Here is a 26,931-nt window from a genome sequence, read left to right on the forward strand (position 1 = left end):
TCATCAGTTAATCATACGACAGCGGGCTTACAAAAAAATAACTGCTGTAGTGGAAGGGATTATTATTCCGGGCCAGGGTGCCGTTTATGCTTACTTTGATCTTTTTCTTCACCTTCCTGCCATGCGGCATGGATAGTTCCTCCTGGCTTACCAGGGCGCTTACCTTTACTTGCATCAGCCTTTTCTCATATTGTAGGATGGCTGTTTTGATTGCGTTCTCCACCTGCTCCTTTACTTCGTTGTTGGTGGCTTTAATGTCAAAGTCCGTATCCCATAACTGGCAGCCGTACTCCGGGTCATCCTTGTTCTCTCCCAGCACGGTCGTGATCAGCAGGTGTATATGCTGCCCCACGGATTCCTCCAGGCTGCACACCGGCATATCCTTTTTTTGCAGGATATGGGAGAGATTAAGCGGAAGTTTATAATATTGGTGCTTCATACCTCCTGTATCTTACTTCCTTCTTCTTATTTAAAAAATTCCTAAAAATCCTTTTTTGTCATACCGCACTCTTATTTCCTTCACGCAGCCATCCGGTTCCTTGATCAGGTTCACCATTTCTATCTTGATGCGTTTCTTGCCGCGGATGGCATTGCAAAACTCGCTGAAGGTCTTTACTTCCTTGTCGTTCAGCAGCACGCGCGCGTTCAGGTTATTGCAGAGGTAGGGCGCAAAGTCCTGTACCGTTTTCTGTTTGTCGTTCAGTTGCGTCAGCATCACCCTGAACTGTTCATCAGAGATGTCGGGAGCTTTCGGCTTTTCCGGTTCCGGCGCGGCAAGGGCGGTTTCCGGGCTGGGCGTTGGGAAAGGCGGCGGCACAAACGGCTCGTTGGCGCGGCTTTCCGGCGCAGGGAATACCTGTATGCGTTTCTTCACCATCCGGCTGGTGTCACCGTTTACGATCAGCGTCAATATCCTTTCGCCCGGGGAGCTGAATACATATACATGGGATGATTCCCGGTGTGTTTCCGCATTAGGCTGCTGCAGCCGCCATTCCCAGCTATAGGCGCCCGGCGTGCTGTTACGGTAGGTGACAGGCCGGCCTGCCAGCGCTTCATCCGGTCCTTCGATCACAGGAAATATATCCGCTACGGGCGCTGCATCATTTACAGGTGCGGGATTGCTGACCAGCACTTCCTGCCGCCAGCTACATTTGCCTGCATACAGGGTTACGGTATAGCTACCGGCCTCTGCAAAAGCATGGTATACCTGCGGGCCCTGCTGCTGTACGCTGGAATCTCCAAAATCCCAACTGTAGCCGGTGGGCCGGCTGCCGGCATTATCCGCTTTAAAGGTAAAAGTAATGACCTCGCCTACCGTGAAGGAGGTATTCACACCATGCTGCCGGCTGCTCAGGGCAATGCTTACATTGCTGCAGTCCACGCGTGTGCCGGCTTTAAAGGCCAGCATAACGGCACTGATGACCAGCAAGGCCAGGAATGTGTACAACACCATCGGGTCGATATGGCTGGTGATGCTGCTGAAGGGTCTTACCGAGTGCACTTTTCTCTCGTCGGGTGATTTAGGTGGGGCCATCGGTTTTTCACGTTTTTGCAATTTTAAATAATTTTTTAGATAAATTGCCATTAAAATAATGAGTGAGGATTAACCCGGAAATGAACTAACATATTACACAATTGTTCATATCAACAGTAACCGCAGGAAACCGAGTATGATAACCTTGCATACATAGGCGTATGCCGAAGCGAGGTTCCATGAGACCATAAAAAAAGACTAAGTATGACGAGTGAAAAACCGGAAAATAATTGCTTACATGGCGAATAATGCACAAAAGGCGGCTGTGCTGGAAAACGTGATAGACCATATCCGTAGTTTACAGGAAGATGTACGGGCCGAAGTAGTAGTGGGTGAACTGCTGGACAACCAGGTTCAGCAGGACGCGGTGACCGTGCAAATGGAGAACGTGTTCAGCCGGGCTTTTGCGCGGGATATACTCCATGTGCGGCTGGACGACTCGCAACCCTACCATCCCTTTATTTCGTTGCAGCTTTCCCGTGATGGTTTGTACGATCGCCTGCCTGAAGGTGTGTTCCATGAATTTTCCCCGCGGCAGCATAGCTCCGTGCGGGAGATGGTAGCCAGCTATAAAAAGCAGCAGCAGGAGGAAACACAGGCGCGCAGGTTTTTCCGGCCGCTGGAGCATGAGTTTTTCCTGCAACGTGTTTTCCTGGAGCGGCGGGAAAAACATTTGTTGTTCGATGCATTTGGAAAAGACGCGGACCAGTTGTTCCGCTCTTTCTGGCATATTCCCGGCGGGCTTCCCCGGCCGGCGGTGAACAGGCTGGTAAAATTATTGCCTTATATGCACCGCATCGCAGGCAATATTCCTTTTGTGCAATCCTGTTTGCAGGCCATCCTGGAAGAAGAGGTGGACATCGTTTGCCGGTATGCGCCGCAGCGGGTGCAAAGCAACAACAGCATGCCGCTGGGAGAATGTAGCCTAGGCGAGGATACCCTGGCCGGTGAGGATTTTTATACGGACATGCCGGTGATGAAAGTAACGATAGGCCCGCTGCAACGGCGGCGTATATACGACTATCTGCCCTGGCAGCCTTACGGACAGTTGTTGACCACCTGTTATGATTTCATGCTGCCCGCCGATGTGGACGTGGAGACGATCCTGGAGCCCCACCCGGCGGAAAAGGGCGCCGTTGTAGCAGACGAAAACCCTAAGGAAGGAATAGTGGGCTATAACTTATTCTTGTAGAACATTTATTGGTATGTTACTGAAAGCTAAGATATATTTTGTAGTAGCGGCGATGGTGGCCATCGGCTCTATCACTGTAGCCCTGCTGAGCCGTTTCATCCGGAACTTTGCCCTTTACAAAAAGAAAGCGCTGTGGTATCTTTTTTACATGGCGCTGGTATTTGGCGTGGTGGCTTCCCTGCCATACCTGTTCACCCACCAGAACCTGATGAGCCAGTATGTGTTTTATATGATATGGTTCCTGGGGCTGGGCATTGTGCATTGCCACTTTATGTACACGCGGTTTTGGGCCAATGAGAAAACGCTGGGCTCCGAGCTGGCCTTTATCGTGGCTATCTGGCTGTTTGGCGGGGCGGTATCCGTGCTTATACATCACTGGTTGTCCAAAGGCAGCTACCTGTATTACCCCATGCTCACCTCCATGTTCTCCTTTGTGCTGCCCACCTTTGCATACAAGACCTTTGAGCGGATGATGGCCATACCGGTCAAAGTGCACAAGTGGTGGCAGTACCCGCTGTATAACGAAGCGCCGGAGGTGAACGAGGACGAGATGCGCGACCTGATCGTGATCGGGTTTGAGCTGGAGAAAAAAGCCAATGACAACAACCGTATTTATTTCAGGGCCAGAACACCCATTAAAATGGACCTGGGAGACCTGTTCTATCACTTTATCAATGACTATAACGACCGTTATCCCAATACCCCGATCGACTACGTGGATGCCAACGGACAGCCCTATGGATGGGTGTTCCACCGGAAGCCACGCTGGTTTACCGGCGCCAGGACACTGGACCCTGAAAAACCGGTGTTCATGAATGGCATACAGGAGAACAGCGTGATCATTTGTAACAGAGTAACCGTCAGCTAAACATTGTTTTTATGGCAGAGCCTTTAAAATATTTTCCCGTTAACTGGGTGGATGGCATGAAGATCAGGAAGCAGCATTTCGTGGATACCGAAAATGCCATGCTGGACCAGATACGGGATGCCATTTCCGTAGGACTGCATGCGCAGAACTACGGCCTGCTGCCGCCCAAAGCGGAACAGAAGGAATCCCTGCGTTGCTGGTTTGTAACGGACAACCAGCACCAGTGGCGCATCAAGCTTACGGAGTGCCGTGCGGTAACGCCCGGCGGCGGCCGTATAGAGATACCTGAGCATACCGTGCATTCCCTCAAGTATGCCACTACTTTCCCGGAGGCGGTATATAACTGGGACCCTGCACATGCAGAAGCAACGTTCTATATATTGATACAGGTAAACCCTTTCAGCCGGCAGCCCAGCGGTGAGCCGCTGCTGCAGGAAGATCCGCCCCGGCTGCCCTTTGCCACGCCGGAATATTCCCTGTATGTAACACCGGCTTCCCAACTGCCGCAGGGCCAGCTTGGCAGCTACCAGATGATACTGGGAAGGATCAGCGTAAAGGATGGCCGCCCGCAGCTCGACGATGAATACATTCCTCCCTGCACCATGGCCGCAGCACACCCGGCATTAACGGACCTGCACCAGGAGCTGGACCAGTTCCTGGGGCAGATGGAGCTGTACGGCGTGCACATTGTGCAGAAAGTATACGCCCGCAGGCAGGACAATGACCTGGCGCAGGTGGTGCTGTACATCACGGAAAGGATTGTGCAGTACCTGGGTGCGCGTATATCGCAGTTCCGCTGGCTGGGACTCTATCAAACGCCGGCCGCCATGCTGGAAGTGATAGCCGGCCTGGCCCGGGTGATGAAGAATGCTATTGACCAGCGCGCCAGCGCAGGCAAGGAGGAACTGCTGAATTACTTCAGTGAATGGTGCGAGCTGAAACAGGGAGAGCTGGAAGCGCTGATGGTGAACTGCGCCAACATCCGTTATAAACATATGGATGTACGGGAATGCCTGCAGCCCATGGTGCCCTTTGTACGCGCTGTGAACAAGCTGTTTGACAGCCTCAGCCGTTTGGACTACATCGGCCGGAAAACAGACAGCGGCATTTTTGTGAAAGAGGAATCGCCGGAGGACAGCGAATACCTGCGCAAGCACAAAACAAAAAGATGGTTCTTTACCGATTAATAATAGTATGGTTATACGGATATTATTGATTCCTAATTTTTAATTATTAATTGTAATGAAAGTATTGAACAGACAGGAAAGAACAACTGCCTTCTTATGGTTCCTGTTATTTTTCGTAGTAACAGTAGGCCTCTTTGTACTGGCCGTATTCTTTAACTACCAGGTGCCGGTAAAGGAAAATGCCGAGCTCAGGAAGGAGCTGAACACATTCCGCAAGGAGCAGGCATTCCAGGCTTCTTTCCTGCAGGATGCGGAAAAGATAAAAGTGAACCTGGACTCTATCAACATGCCCAACCAGAATGCCATCTATATGGACCAGGAAATTGCGAAACGCCTGTCCAACATGCACCATGCCATTCCCAAAGACGTGGTGACCCATTATAACCTGTATGACAATTATGTACAGGTAGGCTTGTCATTGCTGCAAAGCAAACAGCAGTTGCGCAACCTGCAGGACGCACAGAAAAGCATCGCGGAGCTGAAAGAAAAGGTGCAGGATCTCACCGGCCAGTTGAACCAGGCGGAAAACCAACTGGACTACTACAAACGGCTTTCCAGCAGTACGCCGGGAAGGTAGGGATGAATATTACAGGATACATTACCGTTTTTAAAAATTAGTATAAATTCTATTTGTTAAATTATCATTGAGCCCCCTAAGCCCGTTGGTTACCTGCCCATTAACTGCTAAATTTGGTGCATACTTATTATTATTTCTTCTTGGTATTTTTTTATTTGGTAACCTTAAACATTTAACCCATGTCCTTCAAATCAGAATTAGAAGTAGCTGGCAAGAAGTACGTAGTTAAAAATTGCAGCTACGACCTCACCCAGGAGGTAGATGCCACCGGGCGTCCTTCATCTGTAACCCGTGGCGGCCGTATCCGTTTAACTGTAGAATCTACAGGAGAAACCGATCTCTTTGAATGGATGGTAAACAACTTTGAAAGAAAAGATGGTTCCATCACATTCTACAAAAGGGATTCCGATTCCAAACTGAAAACGGTAAACTTTAAGGAAGGGTATCTCGTGAAGTTTGAAGAAAGCTTCCATGCAGACAACCCGGACCCGATGACCATTACTTTCACTATCTCTGCGCGGGAGGTCAGCTCCGGCAGTGGCACCCACATTAATCAATGGGTGTGATCGTGAATTGCCAGTAGCGCACACATTTATAAAGTTCCGCTGTCTGTTGGCAGCGGAACTTTTTTTATGCGGTCACTGCTGCCCACCATACCCATAATATGTACACCGGCTGGAACGCCAGCCTGCTCCAGGTGTACCAGGGCGCTGCAGGCAGGCCGCCCGGCGCGGGCAACTGCTTTACCGCTACATGAATGTTGGCCGGGAACATCAGCACCAGCAGCAGGATCAGTCCCCAGCCGGCGTATACGCGCGTGGCAGGAAAGCAGAGCCCGATGCCCAGCAGTATTTCCAGTACACCGCTGATCATAACCAGCGCATACGTATAAGGCAGTATCCCTTCGATCATATAAGTGAGCTTGTATGGTTTGACCAGGTGCATGACCCCGATAAGAATGAACATAACAGCGGCGGCTATACGTGCATCTGTTTGCAGTTGCTGCAGGTAGGGAATACGGAAAAGATACCCGGCTAACAGCAGGAGTCCGCCAATGGAAAGTAATCCGGAAAGAAAAGCCATCGTTCAGTTGTTTTATTTACCCTGCAAATATCCGTTACGGAAGGGGTATGCCGGCCTAACATTTGTTAGTTTCTGCACTAGCGGCGCAGTTGCTTCCGGATCCTGCTAAGGCTTTCCGGCTCAATGCCCAGGTAAGAGGCGATATGCTTAACGGGTATGTGCTGCACCACTTCCGGGTGCTGTTCCAGCAATTGCAGGTAGCGCTCCTGTGCGGTGTGTTGCAGGAAGGATAGTTCCCGGCGGTATTTGCGCAGGTATTGCTGTTCCGCTATAAGGCGGCCCATTTTCTCCGCCCCGTGGTGGGCACGGTACAGTTGCTGCAGGTCGTCATAATAGAATGCGAGGCCGCTCACCGGCGTAATGGCCTGCAGGTTCACTTCCGAGGGCGATTGTAATATGAAGGAGGTATAGGCGGTGCTGAACATGCCGGGAAAAGCAAAATCCAGGGAATATTCTTTGTCCTGCTGTTTGGCAAACACTCTTACGATACCGGCGCTGATAAAATAAATGGCATTGGCGATGCGCCCGGCGGCAGCCAGGTAGGCGCCCGCTTCAAAGCTTACCTCGTGCAGCAGCGGCTCAAAATGAGGCCAGCCCTCCGCATAGGCAGGGTCCAGTTGCAGGAGCTTTTGCTGTAATAAGGAAGTGTCGGACATAACTTATATAAGGATGCTAAATGTAAAATACTAAATGTAAAATGTAAAAGTTAGTGGATGTGGTTCAACGTAACTTTGCTGCCTTAATGTACATGACTGCCTACTTTTACATTTGAAATTTTACATTTAAGATTTTACATTCTCCTTTCAGGTTTTCCTTAACTGTATCGACTGTACGAAATGATGGCTGCCTTTTTCCAGTATGAGGCTGGCCCGGTAACGGGTGGGCTCAATATTCTGTTCCAGGTTGGGCCGGTTGATCTCGTTCCATATCCGGGTGGCCATTGCTACGGTTTCTTCATCAGACAGGTGGGCATAGCGGTGAAAGTAGGAGTGCGGGTCCTGGAAAGCGGTGCTTCGCAGGGATTCAAAACGCGTGATATACCATTCCCGCAGGTTCTTTTCTTCCGCGTGCACATAAATGGAAAAGTCAAAGAAATCGGACACGAATACAGCCGGCTCCCGCTGTTTGCGCGCCCTTACCTGCAGCACGTTAATACCTTCCACGATCACAATGTCCGGTGATGCGATCCACTGCAGCTCTTCCGGCATCACATCATATTCCAGGTGGGAGTAGATGGGGGCGGCAACTTTTTCCATGCCGGATTTTACATTGGCCAGGAACTGTATCAGCCGCCGGATGTCGTAGCTTTCCGGGAAGCCTTTGCGGTTCATCAGGCCTTTTTGTTCCAGCACCCGGTTGGGGTACAGGAACCCGTCTGTTGTAACCAGGTCTACCCGCGGGTGGTTGGGGTAGGCGGAGAGCAGGCGTTGCAGCACGCGCGCGGTGGTGCTTTTCCCCACGGCCACGCTGCCGGCAATACCGATAATGTAAGGGACTTTATGCGCGTGATTATCCAGGAAACGGCTGGTGGTGGCATGCAGTTGCTGCGCGGCGCTGACGTGCAGGTTCAGCAACCTGGCCAGCGGCAGGTATACCTGCAGGATCTCTTCGGATGTTAATGGTTCATTCAGCCCCTGCAGCTTGTACAGGTCGTTCTCGAAATGCAGTACGGCATCGTCTCTTCGTTTGGCCCATTCTTCCCTGCTGATGGTGATATACGGCGAGTAGTGCACTGGTTTGGTATGATGTAAGATGTATGAAGTAGGATGTTTGATGACTGAAAAATATGATGTATGAAATAAGATATAAGATGTATGATGTATAAAATTTGAGGCATGAAGTTAAGGCACCCTGCTCATATTTCCTACTTCCTGCCTCCTGCTTCTTCCTTCCTATTTTTTGATATAGACGGTTTTAATATTCAGGAATTCATGCGCGCCCTCGGTGGAAAGCTCCCTGCCGTAGCCGGACTGCTTCACGCCGCCAAAGGGCAGGCGGGCATCTGAATGCACCAGGTCGTTGATAAACACGTTGCCGCTTTCTATCCGGGTGGCCAGGCGCGCGGCCTTTTCCGTGTCCCGGGTCCACAGGGCGGCGCCCAGTCCAAAGGGTGTCTGGTTGGCCAGTTGTATGGCCTGTTGTTCGTCCTGCGCGGTAATGATGGTGGCCAGGGGGCCGAAGGTCTCTTCCTCAAAAGCCGTCATACCGGGTTGCACGCCGCTTACCAGGGTAGGCGCAAAGTTACAGCCTTCGTGCTGTCCGCCCAGCAGCAGGGTGGCTCCCTGTTGCTGGGTTTGCCGTAGTTGCCGGTCCAGTTCTTCCGCCAGGTCCGGGCGGGCCATGGGTCCCATGCCGGTGTCATTGTTAAAGGGATCGCCCTGCTGCATGTGCTGCAGGATGGCCGTTACCTTCGATGTAAATTCCGCAGCTACCGGGCTTTCCACGATCCAGCGCTTGGCGGCGATGCAGGACTGGCCGGCATTCTGCATCCGGCCCTTTACGGCTATGGCCGCCGCCTGGTCCAGGTCTGCGTCTTTCAGCACAATGAAGGGATCGCTGCCGCCCAGCTCCAGCACGGTTTTCTTGATGTATTTACCGGCAAGCTGGGCCACGCTCATGCCCGCCGGCGTACTGCCGGTAAGGGTCACGCCCTGCACGCGCATATCTGCTATAATGGGCTCTATATTTTGGGACGATACGAGCACGGCCTGGAATGCGCCTTCAGGGAAGCCGGCTTCCAGGAACAGCTTTTCTATGGCCAGGGCGCAGCCGCTCACGTTGCTGGCATGCTTCAGCAGGCCGGCATTGCCCGCCAGCAGGTTGGGAATGGCAAAGCGGAACACCTGCCAGTACGGGTAGTTCCAGGGCATAATGGCCAGTATGATACCTTTGGGCTCGTAGGATACATAGCTTTTCACAGCATCCGACTGCAGGGGTTTGGGCTGCAGCATGCCTGCAATGTTCCGGGCATAATATTCTGCGCTGGCGGCGCATTTCAGCACTTCCGCTTTGGCTTCCTTCAGGGTTTTTCCCATTTCGCGGGTAATGATGGTAGCGTGCTCCGTAGCGTTTTGCCTCAGGAGGGCGGCTGCGCGCAACATCCCGTCGGCACGCTGCTGCAGCGGTAGCTGCGCCAGATGCCGGTGGGCAGCATGGCCTGCCGCCAGTTTCCTTTCTATCTCCTCATTTGTATGCGCTGCGTACTCGGCAATGGTCTCCTGTGTGTACGGGTATACGCTTTTAAAGGTACCCATAGGCTATTTTTAAGCCTCAAATTTAAGGGTATATGGCAGAAGGGGAAACTTTTTCTGGAGGACCGGTGGGTGAAGTTGTCAGCTTGTACCTCTTGTTGCTTCCCGGAGTGCGGCAGGGCTGTAGCCAAAATGTTGGCGGAAGGCCCGGGAAAAGGCGGCCGCGCTTTTGTAGCCAAGTTTTTCCGAGATGAATGATATCTTGAACCCGCTCCTGGTCACCCTGTTGAAGGCTTCTTCCATGCGGAAGCGACGGTAGAATGCATGCAGCGAGATATCGTGCAGTTGTTTGAAACGCTGCGCCTGCAACTGTGGATGGCGCAGGTTTAGCGCGGCGCACAGTTTTTCAAGGGAGAATGGCTGGCTCATATGCTGTTTGAGGTGGGCTTTCAATGTGTCGATATCCAGCACATCCTGGGGTGTCAGCCTGTTTGTGCCGGATGGCGCAGGCGTGCCTGCAAAATGCCGGGCAAAGTACTGCAGCAGTGACCATACTTTTGTATTGAGGTATACTTTGGCTGCAAAGCCCTCATAGGTATGCTGGCGAATGTCTTCAATCAAGGTGGCGCAATAGAGGTTGATGGGCACGGGCCGGGAGTTGATATGGCCATTGCCCTTTTTTACAGTGTGCTTAACGGCTCTTGACAGTGAGCTGAATGCCGGATTTTGCTGCATTAATACAAACAGGTCCTTGGAAATATCCAGGTGGAAGAAGATATGCGTGCCTGCTGGTAATTCCGCGTCGTGGCCACCCCGGTATACATAAAACAGGTCTATGCCAGCCGATTTTAACTTCACCAGCTCGCGCTTGTTTAGCGCTGCATCGGCATCGAGTAGGCCCAGCGTGAAATTTAACCGCAGCCCGGTTTGAGTAGCGGTAGCGCTGATAGCGGTCTTTTCACTACGTACCTTGATCGCATGCCACCATATCCTGCAGCCGGGAACATCCATACACTGTGAAAAGGTGGTATGATGCTCCTGTTCATAATAAAACTTTTTCATTCCATGGATCTGGTACTGCTCAAATCCGGTTGGAGTGCCTTTCTTTAGCTTTACAGGAGCTTGCCCGTTTCGAGAGAGAAATAACATTGTTCTGGTTGGTTTTAGTCATGACAATCTCGAGTTAACATCTAATTGTATATATTTTTGTTTATATACTGGTTAACCGATATCTATTGCAAATTGACACTTTAATTTCCAATGAACAGTTAATCACCAGTTAACGCAGAAAATTTTCAGGCACAAAAAAAAAGGAGAAACAGCTTGCGCCGTTTCTCCTGTTCCTATATTATATTAATCGCGTCGTTACTTTTCCTCTGCCACGCGGGTGATCTTCAGCATGTTGGTGGGCAGGTGCTCTTTTACCGGTGTGCTGCCGGTGTTTACCACCACATCGCCGCCCTTGATGAAGCCTCTTTCCTTGAGGATGTTGATCTGGTCAAACACGATATCGTCCAGGCTTTCCTCTTCCGCGTAGTAGAAAGCGCGTACGCCCCAGCTCAGGCTCAACTGGTTTACCAGCGATCTTTCCTTCGTGAATATGTACAGGGGAGAGCGCGGGCGGTAGCTGCTCAGCATAAAGCCGGTATAGCCGCTCTGGGTCATGCCGATGAGGGCATCCGCATCCAGGTCTTCCGCTATTTTACAGGCGTTGTAGCAAAGCGCATCGCTCAGGAAAGTGGAGGAGTGGCGGTGCGGTATCAGGTTACGGTTGTAAATGATATCTTCCTTCTCCACCTCGCCAATGATCTTTTTCATGGTCTGTATCACCAGTACGGGGAACTGACCGGTGGCGGTCTCCCCGCTCAGCATCACCGCGTCGGCGCCTTCCAGCACAGCGTTGGCCACGTCCGTGATCTCGCTGCGGTTGGGGCGGGTGCGGTCTATCATGCTTTCCATCATCTGCGTAGCCACGATCACGGGCTTGGCGCGGTGGATACATTTGCGGATAATGTCCTTTTGGATCATGGGTATCTGCTCTACGGGCAGCTCCACGCCCAGATCGCCGCGGGCGATCATCACGCCATCGCTTTCCCAGATGATCTCCTTCAGGTTCTGGATAGCTTCCGGCTTTTCTATCTTGGAAATGATCTTGATCTTGGAATTACGCTCCTGCAGCTTCTTGCGCAGATCTGTCAGGTCTTTTACGTTGCGCACAAAGGAGAGGGCCACCCAGTCGCATTCCTGGTCGATGATGAACTCCAGGTCTACCAGGTCTTTTTCGGTCAGGGCCGGCAGGGACACCTTGGTATCCGGCAGGTTAAAGCCTTTTTTGGACGACAGTACGCCCGGCAGGGTTACCTCCGCCTTGATCTCGCCGGCAGCGGTCACTTCCTTTACCACGGTCTCTATCTTGCCGTCGTCCAGCAGTATCTTCTGGCCGGGTTTAATGTCGCGGTGCAGGTTCTCGTAAGACACGTAGATCCTTTCCCTGGTGCCTACTACCTTCTCATTCACGAAAGTGAGCAGGTCGCCTGCTTTCAGGGGCAGGGCATTGTTCTCAATTTCGCCCACGCGCAGCTTCGGGCCCTGCAGGTCGGCCAGGATGGCCACGTTGTAAGGCTCTGTTTGATTGATCTGGCGAATGTAAGTTATAATGCGCAGCTTGTCTTCGTGCGTGCCGTGAGAAAAGTTCAGGCGGAACACATTCACACCGGCCTGCACCAGCGCCAGCAATTTTTCATAGGTATCACAAGCAGGGCCTACCGTGGCAACAATTTTCGTCTTGTGGTTGGAATGCTCCCTGGATGCCAGGTGATCCATCTGCTTGTAGTAATATTTGGATAAATCCTTTGTACTCATACGCTTATTTTTAGCTCGCTAGAATTTTACACATCTTAACCCATTCCGGGTCCATTTCCTGTTTGGCCTTGCACGCATGATCCAGCGGTGTATAGTGGATCCTGTCGTTCACAATACCTACCATTACGTTGTGGGTGCCTTCCAGCAGGGCGTTTACGGCGGCATAGCCCATACGGCTGGCCAGGATACGGTCCTGGCAGGTAGGGGAGCCGCCCCGCTGTATATGGCCCAGGATACATACCCGGGTATCTGCATTGGGCAACTGATGCTTGATCATTTCCGCCACTCCATTGGCGCCGCCGGTCTCGTGCCCTTCCGCCACCACGATCAGGTTTACCAGCTTGCGCCGGCGTTCGTTGGCCTGCAGGTCGGCAATGATGTCGTCTACATCGGATTTGTGCTCGGGCATCATAATATGTTCCGCACCAGTGGCAATACCGCTGTGCAGCGCAATGTAACCGGCATCCCGTCCCATTACCTCTATAATAAAGAGGCGGTCGTGGGCGTCGGCGGTATCGCGTATCTTATCGATCGCTTCTATGGCGGTATTTACCGCAGTATCAAAACCGATGGTGAAGTCGGTGCCGGCAATGTCCTTATCAATGGTGCCGGGCAGTCCTATGCAGGGAATATCGAACTCTTCGGAGAATTTCTGGGCGCCCTTGAAAGATCCGTCGCCACCAATTACCACCAGGCCGTCAATATTGTGCTTTTTCAGGTTCTCGTAGGCTTTTTTCCGTCCGGCGGGTTCGTAGAACTCCTTGCACCGGGCGGTTTTCAGGATGGTGCCCCCACGTTGTATGATGTTGGCCACTGACTTGGATTCCATCGGCAGGATCTCGTTCTTCAGCATTCCCCGGTAGCCGTACATGACGCCATACACATTCAACTGATGATAAATACCTGTTCTTACGACTGCCCGGACGGCTGCATTCATACCTGGAGCGTCCCCGCCAGAAGTAAGTACCGCAATGTTGTTCACTTTTTTCATTCGTTAATATCTGTAATTTTCCTGTGCGAAAAAGTGCTTGCGCCCGTTTCATTCAGGATATAATATTTATCTTCCCGGTGTTATACTGATTTGTTAAAAAAACACCGAAAGGGCGCACAAAAATAACATTTTGGATTTTGTTTCCTAACAGATGTGTGACGAAATAACCTAAATTTTCAATTTTCATTAAGTAAAGCAGGAAATTTTTATAAAAACCTCAGATATGTTAAAAATGGTTTATAGACCAATCCTGATATTGTGTATGAGTATATTAACAGGCAGTGCAATGGCACAGCAGGCGTCCGGCATTGAGTACCCGGTTACGCGGCAGACAGATTCAACAGATGATTATCATGGCGTTCAGGTACGGGACCCGTACCGCTGGCTGGAAGACGATCACAGCGCAGCTACCGCCGCCTGGGTACAGGAGCAGAACGCGGTGACCCGGTCCTACCTGTCAAAGATCCCTTTCCGGGAGGATATTGAAAAGCGCCTGTCCGTCCTGTGGAACTACCCGAAAACCGGGGCGCCGTTCCGGGAAGGGGACTACTATTATTTTTATAAGAACGACGGCCTGCAAAACCAGGCTGTGCTATACCGGCAAAAGGGGCTGGAGGGGGAGCCGGAAGTGTTCCTGGACCCTAACCGCCTTTCTGCCAGCGGTACCACGGCCCTCAGCTCCATCAGCTTTTCAAAGGACCACAAATATGCCGCCTACCTGCTGGCAATCGCCGGCTCCGACTGGCAGCAGGCTTTTGTGATGGACCTGGCTACCAGATCGCTGCTGCCGGACAAGTTGAACTGGATCAAGTTCAGCGGCCTTTCCTGGCGGGGCAACGGGTTCTATTACAGCCGTTATGACGCGCCCGATGAAACAAAAAAGCTGTCCAAAAAGAATGAGTTCCATAAAGTGTACTACCACCGCTTGGGCACGCCCCAGGAGCAGGACGAGCTGGTGTACGTGGACAGGGAGCACCCGCTGCGCAATGCGCATGTGGGCGTTACGGAAGATGAGCGCTTCCTGGTGCTCAGCACCTCGGAAGGCACCTCCGGCCGGGAGATCCGCTACCGCGACCTGCAGGATGCAGGCCAGCAGGATTTCAAGCTGCTCATCAAAGGTTTTGAGTACGAGCCGGATGTGATCGATAACGTAGGCGGCCGGCTGCTGGTGCGCACCAATCATGGAGCGCCTAATTATAAGATCGTGCTGATAGACCCGGCACAGCCGGAACAGGCGCACTGGCAAACCATTGTGCCGGAAAAGCCGGAGGTGCTGATCAACGCCGTAACAGCAGGCGGCAAACTGTTTGTGACCTACCTGCAGGATGCCTCCGAGCGCATGTACCGTTACGATCATTTTGACGGGACAGGGGAAGCCGTGGCGCAGGCGGTGGAACTGCCCGGCATCGGCTCCGTAAGTGATTTCAGGGGCAGGAGGGATGACAGGGTGTTGTTTTATTCCTTCACCTCTTTTACCACGCCCGGCACCATATACAAATACGATGTAGCCACCGGCCGCTCCTCCCTGTACAGCCGCCCGGCGGTACAGTTCAACCCCGATGATTACGAGACCCGGCAGGTGTTCTTTAACAGCAAGGATGGCACCCGGGTGCCCATGTTCCTTTCTTATAAGAAAGGTATGCAGCCGGATGGCAATAACCCGGTGCTGCTGTATGGGTACGGCGGCTTCAATATCCCGCTCACCCCCAGCTTCAACGTGTCCAACCTGTTCTTTATGGAGCAGGGCGGCATCTACGCGGTAGTAAACCTGCGCGGCGGCAGCGAGTATGGGGAAGCCTGGCACAAGGCGGGCATGCTGGATAAGAAGCAGAACGTGTTCGACGATTTCATCAGCGCTGCAGAATACCTGGTACAGGAAAAGTATACGCAGCCGTCGCGTATAGCCATCCGGGGTGGCTCCAATGGCGGCTTGCTGGTGGGCGCCTGCATGACCCAGCGGCCGGAGTTATTCAAGGTAGCGCTGCCGGCGGTAGGCGTAATGGATATGCTGCGCTACCAGCAGTTCACCATTGGCTGGGCCTGGGCTGTAGAGTACGGCAGCAGCGACAACCCGGAGCAATTCCGCTATCTTATCAAATATTCTCCCCTGCATAACCTGCGGCCGGGCACGGCATACCCGGCTACGCTGGTGACCACGGCCGACCACGACGACCGCGTGGTGCCGGCGCATTCCTTCAAGTTCGCCGCCACCCTGCAAGCCTGCCAGGCAGGCCCTAACCCGGTGCTGATACGCATTGAGACCCAGGCAGGGCATGGCGCCGGCAAGCCTACTTCCAAACAGATAGAGGAGGCCGCGGACGTATGGGCGTTTACTATGTATAACCTGGGAATGACGTTTGCGGAAAAGTGAAGGGTGAAAGGTGATCACCTTTCACTTTTGATGATTCTTCGTAAATTTAATAAATGGCTGCTATGAAGGTTTTAATCACAGGAAGTAATGGCTTACTCGGACAGCACCTGGTACCGCTTTTTGTTGCAGACGGACAATACGAGGTGATTGCGGCGGGGAGAGGCGTGAACCGCCTGCCCTCGCAGGAAGGATATACCTATGAATCCGTGAACCTGCGCACTGCGCTAAGCGTACAGCAATTGCTGGAAAAGCACCGGCCGGATATTATCATACATACGGCTGCCATGACCCAGGTGGATGAATGCGAACGCAACAAGGACGCCTGCTGGGATACTAACGTGGCGGCTACACGCTACCTGATACAGGCGGCAGAGCAGTACCGGCCCTTTTTTATTTTCCTTTCTACAGATTTTGTATTTGACGGGTTGGAAGGCCCTTACCGGGAAGAGGATCCGCCGAATCCCCTCAGCTATTACGGGGCCAGCAAAGTAGCGGCAGAGCGCATGGTGAAGAACAGCCAGTTGCCCTGGGCCATTGTTCGGACCGTACTGGTATATGGTACAGCTATAGACATGCAGCGCAATAATATTATCAGTTGGGTGAAGAACAACCTGCAGCAGGGCAAGAAGATAAAGGTAGTAGACGACCAGTGGCGCACGCCTACCCTGGTGCAGGACCTGGCCGAAGGGTGCAAACTGCTGGCTGATAAGCAAAACAAGGGCATCTATCATATATCCGGGAAGGAAATGCTAACGCCTTATGAGATGGCGGTGCAAACGGCCCAGTTCTTCAAGCTGGATACCCGCCTGATAGAAAAAGTAAATGCCAAAAGCTTTACACAACCTGCCAAACGCCCGGCCAAAACAGGATTCATTATTGACAAGGCGGTACAGGAACTGGGATACCAGCCCCGCAGCTTCGCAGAAGGACTGGAGATCGTGGCACAGGAAATGGCGGTGCGCTAAAATTCCAGGTACACCTGGCTGTCCCTTCCCCCGTAATTATTCTTTACCGTTTCGATATTGGCGGCCGTGTCGGCTGCTATTGAGCGGAAAGGCACTGCCAGCTTGAAGTTGGCGGAGTCGCGCGTGCTGTACATCGTTACATTCAGCCCCCATCTTTTCATTTTGCGGAACCGCTTGTCGGCGGCGGCGCGGTCTGTGTAGGTGGCAAATACCACGTAATACTGCAGGGTGTCCGTAGCGGATATGATATGCCCGGTATCTGTAGGGGTCACTTCCTGCGGCAGGGACATAGTATCCATAGCGGCGGGCGTTTCGGCTGTTTCCAGGTTGACGGCGGAGGTTTCCGCAGGGGCCTGGTTGTTTATGAACCACCAGATGGCGGTGGCTACCAGGGCGGCGGCAATGGGGATCACCACCCACCACCATTTAAAACGGGATTGCTGCTGTTCTTCCAGCTCCCAGGGCGGTGTGGGGTAGGACTGCTCTTCGCCTGCGGCCTGCTGCGGTTCCTGCACGGGCTGTTCCGGGGCAGCCGCTGCTTCCACAGGGGCCGGGCTTTCCGGGACGGCCGGGGGAGGCGGGGGCGCCGGGGTAGTGGCGGCAGGTTCCTGCGCCGGCGGTGCGTCATACCGGAACACCGGCTGCAGTTGCAGCGTATCCGGCTTACCGGGCAGGCGCTCCGGTTCAAAGTAGATCTGCTTCAGCGCATCCACCTGCAGGGTGCCTATACCCGGCAGTTCCAGCGGATGGCCGCTATGCAGGCTGGTCTTCAGCGCTTCAATGTACTTGTCCAGCTTCATCCGGGCTACTGCCGGCACCAGGTTCTCTTTCAGGGATATCCATTCCAGGCAGGAGCCGTCGTCTGTCCATTGCTCTTCAAAGGTTACCTGCTGCCCGGGGGGATCAAGACTCCTGTCCACCGCGTTATACTGCGCTGGTATATGCTGTAGGGTAAAGGTACCAATACCGGGCACTATGCACACTTGCTGCCGGAAAAGCACGTCCTGGATGTATTGTCGTAATATCATTGCAAATTCCAAAATCCAAATTTCAAAAATCCCAAATTCCAACACCCAAATCCCAAATTCAAAGCTCAAATATCAGATTCCGGGTCCCAAATTCCAAAAGCGGACTGTATTATTTTGGAATTAGGGATTTGGGTGTTGGAATTTAAGTTTCGGGATTCATTAAAATTTAATCATCACCCCTCCCACAATATTGAAGCCGTAGGTGGGGTACCCCTTCCAGCGTTCATAATGGGTATTAAAGAGGTTATTGGCGTTCACCCACACGTTAAAGTTGCGGCCTATGTCGTAGCTGGCGCCGGCGTTCAGGTCCCAGGCGCCCTTGGTTTTGTCAAAGTCCTTGTTGGGCAGCAGGTAGTAGCTGCCGCTCAGGGCGTACAGGTTGGCATCCAGGTGCAGCTTTTTGCCAATGGTGTATTGGGCAAAGGCATTCGCCTGGAAAGGCACCAGGTGCCAGGGCTTCACCTCCGTATCCTGCTTGTTGTAGTTGTACCAGTCGCCGGTAAGGCGCAACTGGAACTTCTCTTCCTCAATATAGCCGATCTCCGCGTGCAACTGGAAGGCGCGCAGCTTTTCTTCGTTGCGCACCAGGAAGGTGTTGCCCACCGTGCTGTCATTCACGAACAGGGGCATATTGTACCAGGTAACGGCGGCAAACTTGGTGTTATAGTTAATATGGCTGCCCAGGGTGCCCTTGATGCCGGTGTATTTTTCCTCTACCCGGGTATTGAGGATGCCGGGCGGGTACTGGCCGATAAAGGGGTTTTTGTTCGCCATATTGCGGAAGCTGTTCTTGTCGATGTAAGAGATCCAGCCGCTGCTCAGGATCACCTTCTTCCGGATCAGGTGCGATTCGTTCACGATATCCGGCAGCAGGTAAAATTTGCTGTTGGTCCAGGTAGGATTTACCCCGGCATGCAGCATAAAGCCCGGTTTTACGATCTCCAGCGCCGGGTGTATGGCCACCACGTTATTGTTCACCTGCTCCTGGTCGTCTTCCTTGAAGGTAGACAGGTCCAGCACGCCTTCCGCTTTCAGGTAAATATCTTCCAGCAACTGCTTGCTCACCGGCGCGTTAATGATCACGGTATTTTCCTTGCGGTCAAAGGCGTCGGTGAACATGATGAATTTGGCCCTGGGCGCTATCATAAAAGCCCAGTCGTTCTGGGTGCGGTTCTTCAGCCCCACCTGTACGGTGCCCTGGTTGAAGGCCTGCTTTACATCGCCTTTGGAGAAGTCATACAGGTTATGATCGTAGCCGTAGTAGTGGATCACGTTCCGGTCAAAGCCCACGCTGCCGTTGATCTCGAACAGGGGGGAGTAGTAGGTGCCGGAGGCCAGCACGTTCAGCGTGCTGTAGTCCTGGTTCTTTATATCGCCTTTGGAGGACGTGAAGTTGCCGTACAGGCCAAAGTTATACTTGTCATTACGGTTGCTGCCAAAGCCGGCCTGTATCAGCGGGGTGCTGTAGTTGCCGAAGCCGCCTTTGATAAAATTGTTCTGCAGCGCGGCCAGCGAGTCCTTGCCCAGGGCCAGGGGCCGGAGCGGTACGGGCTGGTACATGAAATACAGGTTCAGCGCGGGCACCTGGTACTGCAGCCGTGGACGGGCGGTGTCCTGTCCCGGCAGGGAAGCCGTCAGGTTCAGCTTGGCGGCGTTGCGCAGCTTGGGTTGGTAGGTAGAGATGATGTCTATGGTTTCCTGCTTCAGCGAGTCCTGCGCCTGTGCCGGCTGCTGCAGGCAAAAGCCTGCCATGGCCAACATCCATCCCCACCTGCTGATATATCTGGTATTATTGTTCATTATCTGGAATTTCAAATTTTAAATTTCAAATGTAAAATGTAAAAGTTGGTAGGTGTGTTTCAATGTAACATTACCGAGTGTACTGTGCATATCCTCCAACTTTTACATTTGAAATTTTACATTTATCATTTTACATTTTCTTACTTGATCTTTGATGCGGCCTTTTCCGCTGCTTCCACTTTGGCCAGCTTATCTGCTGCTTCCTGTTTCAGCTCCGGGATGGGACAGTTCTCCACCAGGCTCTGGAAGGTGGCCTTGGCGTTAAAATAGTCTTTCTGCTGCGTATATACATCGCCCAGCAGCAGGTAGGCCCTGGCCACCCAGTACCCGTAGGAAGGCGTATTGCGGATCACGTCAAAGCCGGCTTTTTCCGCAGCGGCCAGGTCGTTCTGCTGCAGGTAGCATACGCCGGTATAGTAACGGGCTTCTGCCCCTGTCTCTGATTTGGTAAGGCCGGCCACGGTCTTAAACTCTTCAATGGCTTCCCTGCACTGGCCCTGTTCCTGCCGGGCCCTGCCCAGGTAGTAATGGCTGGTGATCTGGTCGTCCGTGCTGATATTGTTGCTGGACAGCAGCATTTCGGCATAATTGGCCACCTCTTCCCAGTGCTTCAGTTGGTAGTTGCTGCGCAGCAGGCCGCGGGTGGCGGTCAGGGTATTTTCCTTGCTGGTGCTCAGGTCCTGCAGTTGCAGGTAATAGTTGCGGGCCTTTTCGTAGTTCTTTACCTGGTAAAAGTTGATGCTGGCGGCCTGCAGTGCGGAGCGTTCCGCGTACAGGCTGTTATTGCCGGCCAGCACTTTCTCGTAGCCCGGCAGCGCGGCCGTATAGTCCTTATTGTTATACGCGCACTCGGAGCGGTAGAAGTAGGCCGGCAGCAGGAACTGCCCGTTCGGGTATTGCTGTATGTAGCTGTTAAAGGCGGTAATGGCGCCGCTGCAGTCACCGCTGCGGAAGCGGGTTTCTGCGGCTTCATAGGCCAGGGAATCTGCTGCGGAGGCGGTCACCGTTCTGCCGGCGGCTTTCAGCAGGGCCAGGTAGTCATTGGTCCTGCCCTGGCTTACATAAATATCTTTCAGGCTTTGCAGGGCCTCATTGGCTTCCTGTGAGTTGGGATATTTTTCCACCACCTGCCGGTAGTAGGAGAGGGCCCTGCTGCTGTTGTTCATGTTATAATAGGAAAGCCCCAGCTTCAGCAGCGCCCGGGGCGCGTTAGGCCCGTTGGGTTGCTTTTGCAGCACATTCTCCAGGTAGGGAATGGCCTCTGTATATCTTTCTGACGCCAGGTAGGTGTTGGCGATCTCGTAGTCTGCATCGTTGCCGAAGCCGGAGGAAGGGAATTTGTTGCCCAGTTGTTTCAGGAGCGCCAGCTTTTCGCTGTGCTTGCCCTGTATGCCCAGTATGATGGCCTTTTGGTAAAGCGCGTAGTCGGAGCCGGGATCGTTGTTGGCAATGATCCGGTCATACAACTGGTTGGCTTTGGCAAAATCCTCCAGCATGTAGTAACAGTCCGCGCTGCGCAGCATGGCGTCGTTGGCGATGAGGGCCGCATTGGGGCCGCTTACGCGCTGGGCCGCCTGGAAATGCTGCAGGGCGTGGGTGTAGTCCTCTTTTTTCAGGAGGCTGTAGCCCATGTTATAGCTGGCGGTTTGCGCATTGGCCTCGCCGGAGGCAGGCACGCCGCCGGTCAGGTAGCTGTTGAGATTAATGATGGCGTTGTCTGTACGCTGCTGGCGCAGGGCTATTTCCGCTTTCCAGAAGTGGGCCAGTTGCTTGATGTTGGGATCGTACGGGTTTTGGATGGCAATGTCCAGCAGGCGGTCCGCTGCTGCCAGTTGCTGGTCGTTGATCAGTTGCGTGGCGCGGCCATAGGCTACCCGCTGGTAGGCCCGCAGCACGGTGGGGCTTTTGTCGGGAATGGCCTCTATGGTGGTCAGCGCATCCTTGTAGTTATTGGTATTGGCAAAAAGGTTTACCAGTATTTCCCGCGCCTCCTTGTTGTAGGGGGACTGCGGGTAGTTGTTCACAAAATTGGTCAGCTCGGTCAGCGCCACGTCCTGGTAGCCCAGTTCGTAGGACAGCTTGCCGTAGTTGAACCTGGATATTTCCTGCTGCTGCGGGTTGGAATTATTGCGCGCCCCAAAAGCAAAAGCGTTTCGGGCATTAGCTTTTTGGCCGGTGCGCAGGTAGCAGTCACCCAGCAGGTACATGGAGTTCTGCCCCAGGGAGTCTTTTTCGCTGCTCAGTTGCCTGAAGCCGTTAATCGCCTTGTTATAGTCGCCGGTCTGGTAGTAGCAGTAGGAGAGCTGGTATACGTCTTCCTTCCTGACCTCTTCCGCGTTGTCCTGGTATTCCTGGAGGTAGGGCAGGGCCTTTTTAAAGTCCTTTTTCTCAAAATAGGCCTGTCCCAGTAATTGCTTCAGCTCCGTATCATAGTAGATATCGCCTTTTTGCAGGAGCGATTCGCCGTAGGAGATGGCCTCGTCGCGCTTGTTCTGGAAGTAGTAGATCTCCGCCACGTAGTACGGCACGATGGTGCTGTATTTCGGTTCCTGCTCCACGCGCTTGAAGCTGGCCAGGGCCTCGTTGTACTGTTTATTGTTATAGGCGATAAAGCCGTAGTAGTAATTGGCGGGAATGTAATATTTGCCCTCTATTTCCCGGATGGAGGCAAAGAGGGGCTGCGCTTTGTCAAAATCCTTCACATTGAAATAGCAGTAGGCCAGCTCAAAGCGGGCGTCCGCAATTTCGGCGTTGGAAAGGTTGTCGATGTTCGCTTTTTCGTAGTAGGGGATGGCCTCTTTCAGCTTGTTGCGGTGAAAGTAGTACTTGGCCAGTTGATAGCTCACCAGTTGTTCGCGGGCATTGTTATTGGCGCGTTTCAGGAAGCGGAGCGCTGTTTTTTCCGCGTCTGCCTGCTGCAATTTCAGGGCGCATACGGTGTAGTAGTACTGCGCATCGGTTTTCACCAGCCAGCGGTTGGTTTCCCCGAAATAATTAATATTATCCAGCACCTGGTCAAAAAGCTGCATGGACACGGCATATTTTTCCTGCTGGAAAAGCCGCTGCGCATCCTTGAAAACTTTATCGGGATCGGTGTAAATGCGGGTCTGCTGCGCCCTGGCCGCCGGCGCCGCCAGTAAGCCTGCGGCGGCAAAGGCCAATAGGGATATATACAATTGTCCGGGAACCACGATCTTTCTTAAAAATTGCATGCTTTGTGTTTGTTAAAATGATTTATTGGCTTACCTGTTCGTTTAGTGGACCGCTTGTTACTGACAATCAGTTGGTTAAAAAAATTAACAGGGCAATCAATAACAGACAGGGCGGATCTACTAAAGGGACGGATAAACCGATAAACGCTAAATCAATGGTAGCAAATATAAAAGTTTATACCTTTTTCCTTCCGACAGCTTTTCTACAACAATGTGGATAACTCTAATACAAGGCATAGGGGTATTACCCTATCTTGCAGATAATTTATTATAATACAAGAATTAAACCATTTTTAAGATTCTATGAGAAGACTCTTTTCTGCCAGCTTTACCAATGGTACGGTTCATTTCTCCCTGCTGCTCATGCGGGTGGTGTTTGGCGCCATGATGCTGACGCACGGCTGGCCCAAGCTGATGAACTTTGCCAGCCTGTCCCGCAAGTTTGCCGATCCTTTCCATATCGGCAGCACCACCTCACTGGGACTGGTAGTATTTGCAGAGGTATTTTGCTCCGTATTTGTGATACTGGGCCTGCTGACCCGCCTGGCGGCCATTCCGCTGATCATTTGCATGTGCGTGGCATTATTTGTGATACATGCGCATGATGCGATCGAAGTAAAGGAGAAGGCCATCCTGTACCTGACCGCTTTCATCGTGGTATTGTTCTGCGGTCCCGGCAGGATCAGCTTTGACAGCATGATCGGGCGATAGGAGGCAGGAAGTAAGAGGTAGGAAGTTAGAAGTATGATGTAGGATAAAAGAAGAAGAAATGTTTACGTCCATTACACAAATACGTGTGCGCTACGGGGAAACAGACCAGATGGGGTACCTGTATTACGGTAATTACGGCCTGTATTACGAGGTAGGCCGTGCAGAAGCGATCCGGGAGCTGGGCTTTACCTACCGGGAGCTGGAAGAGCAGGGCGTGATCATGCCCGTGGCGGAGCTGCAGATCAAGTACCTGCGTCCCGCCTATTATGACGACCTGATAACCGTAAAGACTATACTGAAAGAGCTGCCTGCCGGTCATAAAATACAGTTCCACTCGGAGCTGTACAATGAAAAAGGCGAGCTGCTGAACGTGGGAGTGACCACCCTGGTGTTCCTGCATACAGCAACGAAAAAGAAATCCAACCTGCCGCAGCCGTTAAAAGAAAGGCTGGAGCCCTTCTTCCGGCAGCAGGTATAAGGCGCTGGCTGTGTTTACGCAAAAGCCCTGCCCGGTTTACAACTGCCTGGCGGGGCTTTTGCTATATGTTTTTCTCTATATTTGAGCCTCGTTTATAAAACCGTTTTGTGTGGAAAAGATAACAGCCAGCATCATCACCATCGGGGATGAATTGCTGATAGGACAAACGATCGATACCAATTCCGCCTGGATGGCGCAGCAACTGAACGCTATGGGCATCTGGGTGAAGCGCCGTGTAGCCGTGGGCGATAACCGGCCGGCTATACTGGCGGCGCTGGATGCCGAAAGCGCGGAGGCAGACATCATACTGATCACGGGTGGACTGGGCCCGACGGCCGATGATATTACCAAACCTACCCTGCGCGAATATTTCGGGGGCGGCATGGTGCAGCATGAAGCCACCCTGCAACGCCTGATGCAGCTATTTGAAAGCCGGGGCCTGCCGGTGCTGCAGCGTAACATAGACCAGGCGCTGGTGCCGGACGCCTGTACGGTGCTGCTCAACAATTGGGGCCTGGCGCCGGGCATGTGGTTTGAAAAGGACGGTAAAATATATGTGTCCATGCCGGGCGTGCCGCATGAAATGAAAGGCATTATGCAGGATCATGTATTGCCCCGCCTGCAGGAACGGTTCCAGGCAAAGGCTGTGATACACCAGACCCTGCTCACTTCCGGCATGGGCGAATCCTTTGTGGCGGAAAAGCTGCTGGCGTTTGAGGCCCAATTGCCTCCATACATCAAGCTGGCCTACCTGCCCAGCTACGGCCTGCTGAAGCTGCGACTCACCGCCCTGGGGGAGGACAAGGTGTCCACCGCAGCGGAACTGACCCTGCGCTTCCAGGAAATGAAAGCCCTGTTGTCCGATATCGCCGTGTACGATGAGGATATCCCGATGGGCGAGGTGCTGGGGAGACTGCTATCTGCTAAAAATAAGACCGTAGGTACGGCAGAAAGCTGCACCGGCGGCTTTATAGCGCATAATATCACCGCCATTGCCGGCAGCTCCGCCTATTACAAGGGCAGCGTGGTGACCTACGCCAATGAAATGAAGATGAAACTGCTGGGCGTGCAGGAGCAAACCCTCCGTGAACATGGCGCAGTGAGCGAAGCTACGGTACGCGAAATGGCGGCCGGCGCACTGCAGTTGCTGGAAACGGACTACGTGATCGCCGTTTCCGGTATCATGGGCCCGGAGGGCGGTACGCCGGACAAGCCGGTGGGCACCGTATGGATAGCCGTGGGCAGCGCCGGGCAACTGGTCACCGTTAAATACCGCCTGCCCTATGACCGGGAGCGCAATATCCAGATGACGGCGGTGTATGCCATGAATGAACTGCGGAAGCTGATATGCTGATGTGCAAATGTGCATATTCGTACATTAACCTTATTTTTGTTGACAGCTAAACACTAAAATAGATCTTATGGCCATTGTAGAACTGGTAATGCCTAAAATGGGGGAAAGCATCATGGAAGCCACCATATTGCGCTGGCATAAAAAGCCCGGTGACCAGGTAAAAGCTGATGAGACCGTGCTGGAAATTGCTACGGACAAGGTGGACAGCGAGGTGCCCTCCATCGCCGACGGGGAAATTACCGAGCTGCTGTTCGCAGAAAACGAGGTAGTACCGGTAGGCGCTGTCATTGCCCGTATCAGCACCGCCGATACGGCGGAAGAAGATACCCCGGAGCCGGTAGTAACGCCGCCGGCCCGTCATGCTGCGCCAACTGCCCACCATACTACCGAACCGGCAGCCCCGGTAGCGGCGCCCCAGCCTATAGAGCCCAAGTTCACCACCGGCAGCCCGCGTTTTTACTCCCCGCTGGTGCTCACCATTGCACAGCAGGAAGGCGTGAGCTTTGCCGAACTGGAAAAGATACCCGGCAGCGGCAACGAAGGCAGGGTGACCAAAAAAGATATCCTGCACTACGTGGAAGCGCGCAAGCATGGTCATGCCCCGCAGCCGGCGGAAACGGAAACCGCCACCGCTACCGCCGCTCCGCGCCCGGCAGAAAGCGCACCGGTAATGACGCCCGCGGTAAATTACAACGGCAGCACCGGCGGCAACGTGGAGATCATTGAAATGGACCGCATGCGCAAGCTGATAGCAGAGCACATGGTGCGCAGCAAGCATACCAGCCCCCATGTGACCAGCTTTGCCGAAGCAGATGTAACGCACCTGGTAAAATGGCGCGACGGGGTAAAAAAGGAATTTGAACGGCGCGAAGGCGAAAAGCTCACCTTTACGCCCCTCTTCATAGAAGCGCTGGTAAAATGCATCAAGCGTTTCCCGCTGGTAAACTGTTCGCTGGAAGGCGACAAGATCATCCTGAAAAAGGATATCAACATCGGCATGGCCACCGCCCTGCCCAGCGGCAACCTGATCGTACCGGTGATCCGCAACGCGGATATGCTGAACCTGGTAGGCCTTACCCGGCAGGTAAACCACCTGGCCAATGCCGCCCGCCAGAACAGGCTGAAGCCGGAAGATACCCAGAACGGTACTTTTACACTTACCAATGTAGGCACTTTTGGCAGCCTGGCCGGTACGCCCATCATCAACCAGCCGCAGGTAGCCATCCTGGCGGTAGGCGCTATTAAGAAGCGGCCCGTGGTGATTGAGACCGAGCACGGCGATTCCATTGCCATCCGCCATATGATGTACCTGTCCCTTTCTTATGACCACCGCATTGTGGACGGCGCTTTAGGCTCCACCTTCCTGAGCGCGGTGGCGCAGGAGCTGGAAAGCTTTGACCCGCATAAGGAATATTAACCAGGATAGTCAATAGTAAATGAACAGGCAAAAGCAGCGGCGATCCCGCTGCTTTTGCCTGTTATAACACAAACGTTACTGCCATCATTAACATTTAATTAACTGCTAAA

At 53.0% G+C, this 26,931-nt stretch carries 23 protein-coding genes; 11 read left to right on the top strand and 12 right to left on the bottom strand.

Features of this window, described 5'->3' with window-relative positions:
• Positions 1-7 precede the first annotated feature (7 nt).
• Together LX66_RS13580 and LX66_RS13585 are read right to left on the bottom strand one after the other, a co-directional pair.
• A complete protein-coding gene (locus LX66_RS13580) occupies positions 8-439 on the bottom strand; it encodes a GPW/gp25 family protein (RefSeq protein WP_145714341.1) in 432 nt (143 codons plus the stop codon).
• Between the two features lie 30 nt (positions 440-469).
• Positions 470-1,555: a PKD domain-containing protein gene (locus LX66_RS13585; RefSeq protein WP_158642631.1), complete on the bottom strand. Its 1,086-nt coding sequence runs from the start codon at positions 1,553-1,555 to the stop codon at positions 470-472.
• 217 nt (positions 1,556-1,772) lie between these two features.
• On the opposite strand from LX66_RS13585, the gene LX66_RS13590 reads away from it, so the two are divergent.
• From LX66_RS13590 to tssD, 5 genes are all read left to right on the top strand, one after another.
• Positions 1,773-2,726, top strand: coding sequence for a type VI secretion system baseplate subunit TssG (locus LX66_RS13590; protein WP_145714347.1), 954 nt, complete (start codon positions 1,773-1,775; stop codon positions 2,724-2,726).
• Positions 2,727-2,739: 13 nt separating this feature from the next.
• Positions 2,740-3,594: a TssN family type VI secretion system protein gene (locus LX66_RS13595; protein WP_145714350.1), complete on the top strand. Its 855-nt coding sequence runs from the start codon at positions 2,740-2,742 to the stop codon at positions 3,592-3,594.
• An 11-nt stretch (positions 3,595-3,605) separates the two neighbouring features.
• Positions 3,606-4,781: a hypothetical protein gene (locus LX66_RS13600; RefSeq protein WP_145714353.1), complete on the top strand. Its 1,176-nt coding sequence runs from the start codon at positions 3,606-3,608 to the stop codon at positions 4,779-4,781.
• A gap of 55 nt (positions 4,782-4,836) precedes the next feature.
• Positions 4,837-5,358 (top strand): type VI secretion system TssO, encoded by a 522-nt coding sequence (gene tssO / locus LX66_RS13605; RefSeq protein WP_145714355.1) that lies wholly within the window; start codon positions 4,837-4,839, stop codon positions 5,356-5,358.
• Positions 5,359-5,537: 179 nt separating this feature from the next.
• Complete coding sequence (gene tssD, locus LX66_RS13610) at positions 5,538-5,924, top strand: type VI secretion system tube protein TssD (RefSeq protein WP_145714358.1); 387 nt, start codon at positions 5,538-5,540, stop codon at positions 5,922-5,924.
• 64 nt (positions 5,925-5,988) lie between these two features.
• On the opposite strand, the gene LX66_RS13615 is transcribed toward tssD, so the two are convergent.
• The 7 genes from LX66_RS13615 to pfkA form a co-directional block, all read right to left on the bottom strand.
• Complete coding sequence (locus LX66_RS13615; RefSeq protein WP_145714360.1) at positions 5,989-6,441, bottom strand: DoxX family protein; 453 nt, start codon at positions 6,439-6,441, stop codon at positions 5,989-5,991.
• 77 nt (positions 6,442-6,518) lie between these two features.
• The gene (locus LX66_RS13620; RefSeq protein ID WP_145714363.1) at positions 6,519-7,097 is read right to left on the bottom strand and encodes a Crp/Fnr family transcriptional regulator; all 579 of its coding nucleotides are present in this window, start codon (positions 7,095-7,097) and stop codon (positions 6,519-6,521) included.
• Positions 7,098-7,244: 147 nt separating this feature from the next.
• The gene (gene coaA, locus LX66_RS13625) at positions 7,245-8,174 is read right to left on the bottom strand and encodes a type I pantothenate kinase (protein ID WP_211366212.1); all 930 of its coding nucleotides are present in this window, start codon (positions 8,172-8,174) and stop codon (positions 7,245-7,247) included.
• Positions 8,175-8,333: 159 nt separating this feature from the next.
• Positions 8,334-9,695, bottom strand: coding sequence for an NAD-dependent succinate-semialdehyde dehydrogenase (locus tag LX66_RS13630; protein ID WP_145714370.1), 1,362 nt, complete (start codon positions 9,693-9,695; stop codon positions 8,334-8,336).
• Between the two features lie 78 nt (positions 9,696-9,773).
• Complete coding sequence (locus LX66_RS13635) at positions 9,774-10,694, bottom strand: helix-turn-helix domain-containing protein (protein WP_158642632.1); 921 nt, start codon at positions 10,692-10,694, stop codon at positions 9,774-9,776.
• A gap of 303 nt (positions 10,695-10,997) precedes the next feature.
• A complete protein-coding gene (gene pyk / locus LX66_RS13640) occupies positions 10,998-12,494 on the bottom strand; it encodes a pyruvate kinase (protein WP_145714374.1) in 1,497 nt (498 codons plus the stop codon).
• A gap of 10 nt (positions 12,495-12,504) precedes the next feature.
• Positions 12,505-13,485 (bottom strand): 6-phosphofructokinase, encoded by a 981-nt coding sequence (pfkA, locus tag LX66_RS13645; RefSeq protein WP_145714376.1) that lies wholly within the window; start codon positions 13,483-13,485, stop codon positions 12,505-12,507.
• Between the two features lie 262 nt (positions 13,486-13,747).
• Between pfkA and LX66_RS13650 the strand changes: the two genes are divergently transcribed.
• A complete protein-coding gene (locus LX66_RS13650) occupies positions 13,748-15,856 on the top strand; it encodes a prolyl oligopeptidase family serine peptidase (protein ID WP_244620394.1) in 2,109 nt (702 codons plus the stop codon).
• 62 nt (positions 15,857-15,918) lie between these two features.
• Positions 15,919-16,821, top strand: a complete 903-nt coding sequence (locus LX66_RS13655) for an SDR family oxidoreductase (RefSeq protein ID WP_145714380.1) — start codon at positions 15,919-15,921, stop codon at positions 16,819-16,821.
• Here the strand turns inward: LX66_RS13655 and LX66_RS13660 are convergent.
• The 3 genes from LX66_RS13660 to LX66_RS13670 form a co-directional block, all read right to left on the bottom strand.
• Positions 16,818-17,849, bottom strand: coding sequence for an HU domain-containing protein (locus tag LX66_RS13660; protein ID WP_145714383.1), 1,032 nt, complete (start codon positions 17,847-17,849; stop codon positions 16,818-16,820). The genes LX66_RS13655 and LX66_RS13660 overlap by 4 nt on opposite strands.
• A 159-nt stretch (positions 17,850-18,008) precedes the next feature.
• Positions 18,009-19,649, bottom strand: coding sequence for a TonB-dependent receptor (locus LX66_RS13665; protein ID WP_145714386.1), 1,641 nt, complete (start codon positions 19,647-19,649; stop codon positions 18,009-18,011).
• A gap of 140 nt (positions 19,650-19,789) precedes the next feature.
• On the bottom strand, positions 19,790-22,861 hold the full coding sequence (locus tag LX66_RS13670) for a tetratricopeptide repeat protein (protein WP_145714389.1): 3,072 nt from the start codon (positions 22,859-22,861) through the stop codon (positions 19,790-19,792).
• 303 nt (positions 22,862-23,164) lie between these two features.
• Between LX66_RS13670 and LX66_RS13675 the strand changes: the two genes are divergently transcribed.
• The 4 genes from LX66_RS13675 to LX66_RS13690 all read left to right on the top strand — a co-directional run bounded on the left by LX66_RS13675 (position 23,165) and on the right by LX66_RS13690 (position 26,821).
• The gene (locus LX66_RS13675; protein ID WP_145714392.1) at positions 23,165-23,572 is read left to right on the top strand and encodes a DoxX family protein; all 408 of its coding nucleotides are present in this window, start codon (positions 23,165-23,167) and stop codon (positions 23,570-23,572) included.
• 58 nt (positions 23,573-23,630) lie between these two features.
• Complete coding sequence (locus LX66_RS13680) at positions 23,631-24,050, top strand: acyl-CoA thioesterase (RefSeq protein ID WP_145714395.1); 420 nt, start codon at positions 23,631-23,633, stop codon at positions 24,048-24,050.
• A 109-nt stretch (positions 24,051-24,159) separates the two neighbouring features.
• Complete coding sequence (locus LX66_RS13685; RefSeq protein WP_244620395.1) at positions 24,160-25,404, top strand: CinA family nicotinamide mononucleotide deamidase-related protein; 1,245 nt, start codon at positions 24,160-24,162, stop codon at positions 25,402-25,404.
• 67 nt (positions 25,405-25,471) lie between these two features.
• Positions 25,472-26,821, top strand: a complete 1,350-nt coding sequence (locus tag LX66_RS13690; RefSeq protein WP_145714398.1) for a dihydrolipoamide acetyltransferase family protein — start codon at positions 25,472-25,474, stop codon at positions 26,819-26,821.
• The last annotated feature ends 110 nt before the right edge of the window (positions 26,822-26,931 follow it).

The organism is Chitinophaga japonensis (assembly GCF_007830125.1).
GTDB lineage: Bacteria > Bacteroidota > Bacteroidia > Chitinophagales > Chitinophagaceae > Chitinophaga > Chitinophaga japonensis.

Excerpts from the sequence above, each read along its gene's own strand:
- LX66_RS13580 (WP_145714341.1), bottom strand. The coding sequence starts at position 439 with ATGAAGCACCAATATTATAAACTTCCGCTTAATCTCTCCCATATCCTG.
- LX66_RS13590 (WP_145714347.1), top strand. The coding sequence starts at position 1,773 with ATGGCGAATAATGCACAAAAGGCGGCTGTGCTGGAAAACGTGATAGAC.
- LX66_RS13595 (WP_145714350.1), top strand. The coding sequence starts at position 2,740 with ATGTTACTGAAAGCTAAGATATATTTTGTAGTAGCGGCGATGGTGGCC.
- LX66_RS13600 (WP_145714353.1), top strand. The coding sequence starts at position 3,606 with ATGGCAGAGCCTTTAAAATATTTTCCCGTTAACTGGGTGGATGGCATG.
- tssO (WP_145714355.1), top strand. The coding sequence starts at position 4,837 with ATGAAAGTATTGAACAGACAGGAAAGAACAACTGCCTTCTTATGGTTC.
- tssD (WP_145714358.1), top strand. The coding sequence starts at position 5,538 with ATGTCCTTCAAATCAGAATTAGAAGTAGCTGGCAAGAAGTACGTAGTT.
- LX66_RS13615 (WP_145714360.1), bottom strand. The coding sequence starts at position 6,441 with ATGGCTTTTCTTTCCGGATTACTTTCCATTGGCGGACTCCTGCTGTTA.
- LX66_RS13620 (WP_145714363.1), bottom strand. The coding sequence starts at position 7,097 with ATGTCCGACACTTCCTTATTACAGCAAAAGCTCCTGCAACTGGACCCT.
- LX66_RS13630 (WP_145714370.1), bottom strand. The coding sequence starts at position 9,695 with ATGGGTACCTTTAAAAGCGTATACCCGTACACACAGGAGACCATTGCC.
- LX66_RS13635 (WP_158642632.1), bottom strand. The coding sequence starts at position 10,694 with ATGAAAAAGTTTTATTATGAACAGGAGCATCATACCACCTTTTCACAG.
- pyk (WP_145714374.1), bottom strand. The coding sequence starts at position 12,494 with ATGAGTACAAAGGATTTATCCAAATATTACTACAAGCAGATGGATCAC.
- pfkA (WP_145714376.1), bottom strand. The coding sequence starts at position 13,485 with ATGAAAAAAGTGAACAACATTGCGGTACTTACTTCTGGCGGGGACGCT.
- LX66_RS13650 (WP_244620394.1), top strand. The coding sequence starts at position 13,748 with ATGAGTATATTAACAGGCAGTGCAATGGCACAGCAGGCGTCCGGCATT.
- LX66_RS13655 (WP_145714380.1), top strand. The coding sequence starts at position 15,919 with ATGAAGGTTTTAATCACAGGAAGTAATGGCTTACTCGGACAGCACCTG.
- LX66_RS13660 (WP_145714383.1), bottom strand. The coding sequence starts at position 17,849 with ATGATATTACGACAATACATCCAGGACGTGCTTTTCCGGCAGCAAGTG.
- LX66_RS13665 (WP_145714386.1), bottom strand. The coding sequence starts at position 19,649 with ATGAACAATAATACCAGATATATCAGCAGGTGGGGATGGATGTTGGCC.
- LX66_RS13670 (WP_145714389.1), bottom strand. The coding sequence starts at position 22,861 with ATGCAATTTTTAAGAAAGATCGTGGTTCCCGGACAATTGTATATATCC.
- LX66_RS13675 (WP_145714392.1), top strand. The coding sequence starts at position 23,165 with ATGAGAAGACTCTTTTCTGCCAGCTTTACCAATGGTACGGTTCATTTC.
- LX66_RS13680 (WP_145714395.1), top strand. The coding sequence starts at position 23,631 with ATGTTTACGTCCATTACACAAATACGTGTGCGCTACGGGGAAACAGAC.
- LX66_RS13690 (WP_145714398.1), top strand. The coding sequence starts at position 25,472 with ATGGCCATTGTAGAACTGGTAATGCCTAAAATGGGGGAAAGCATCATG.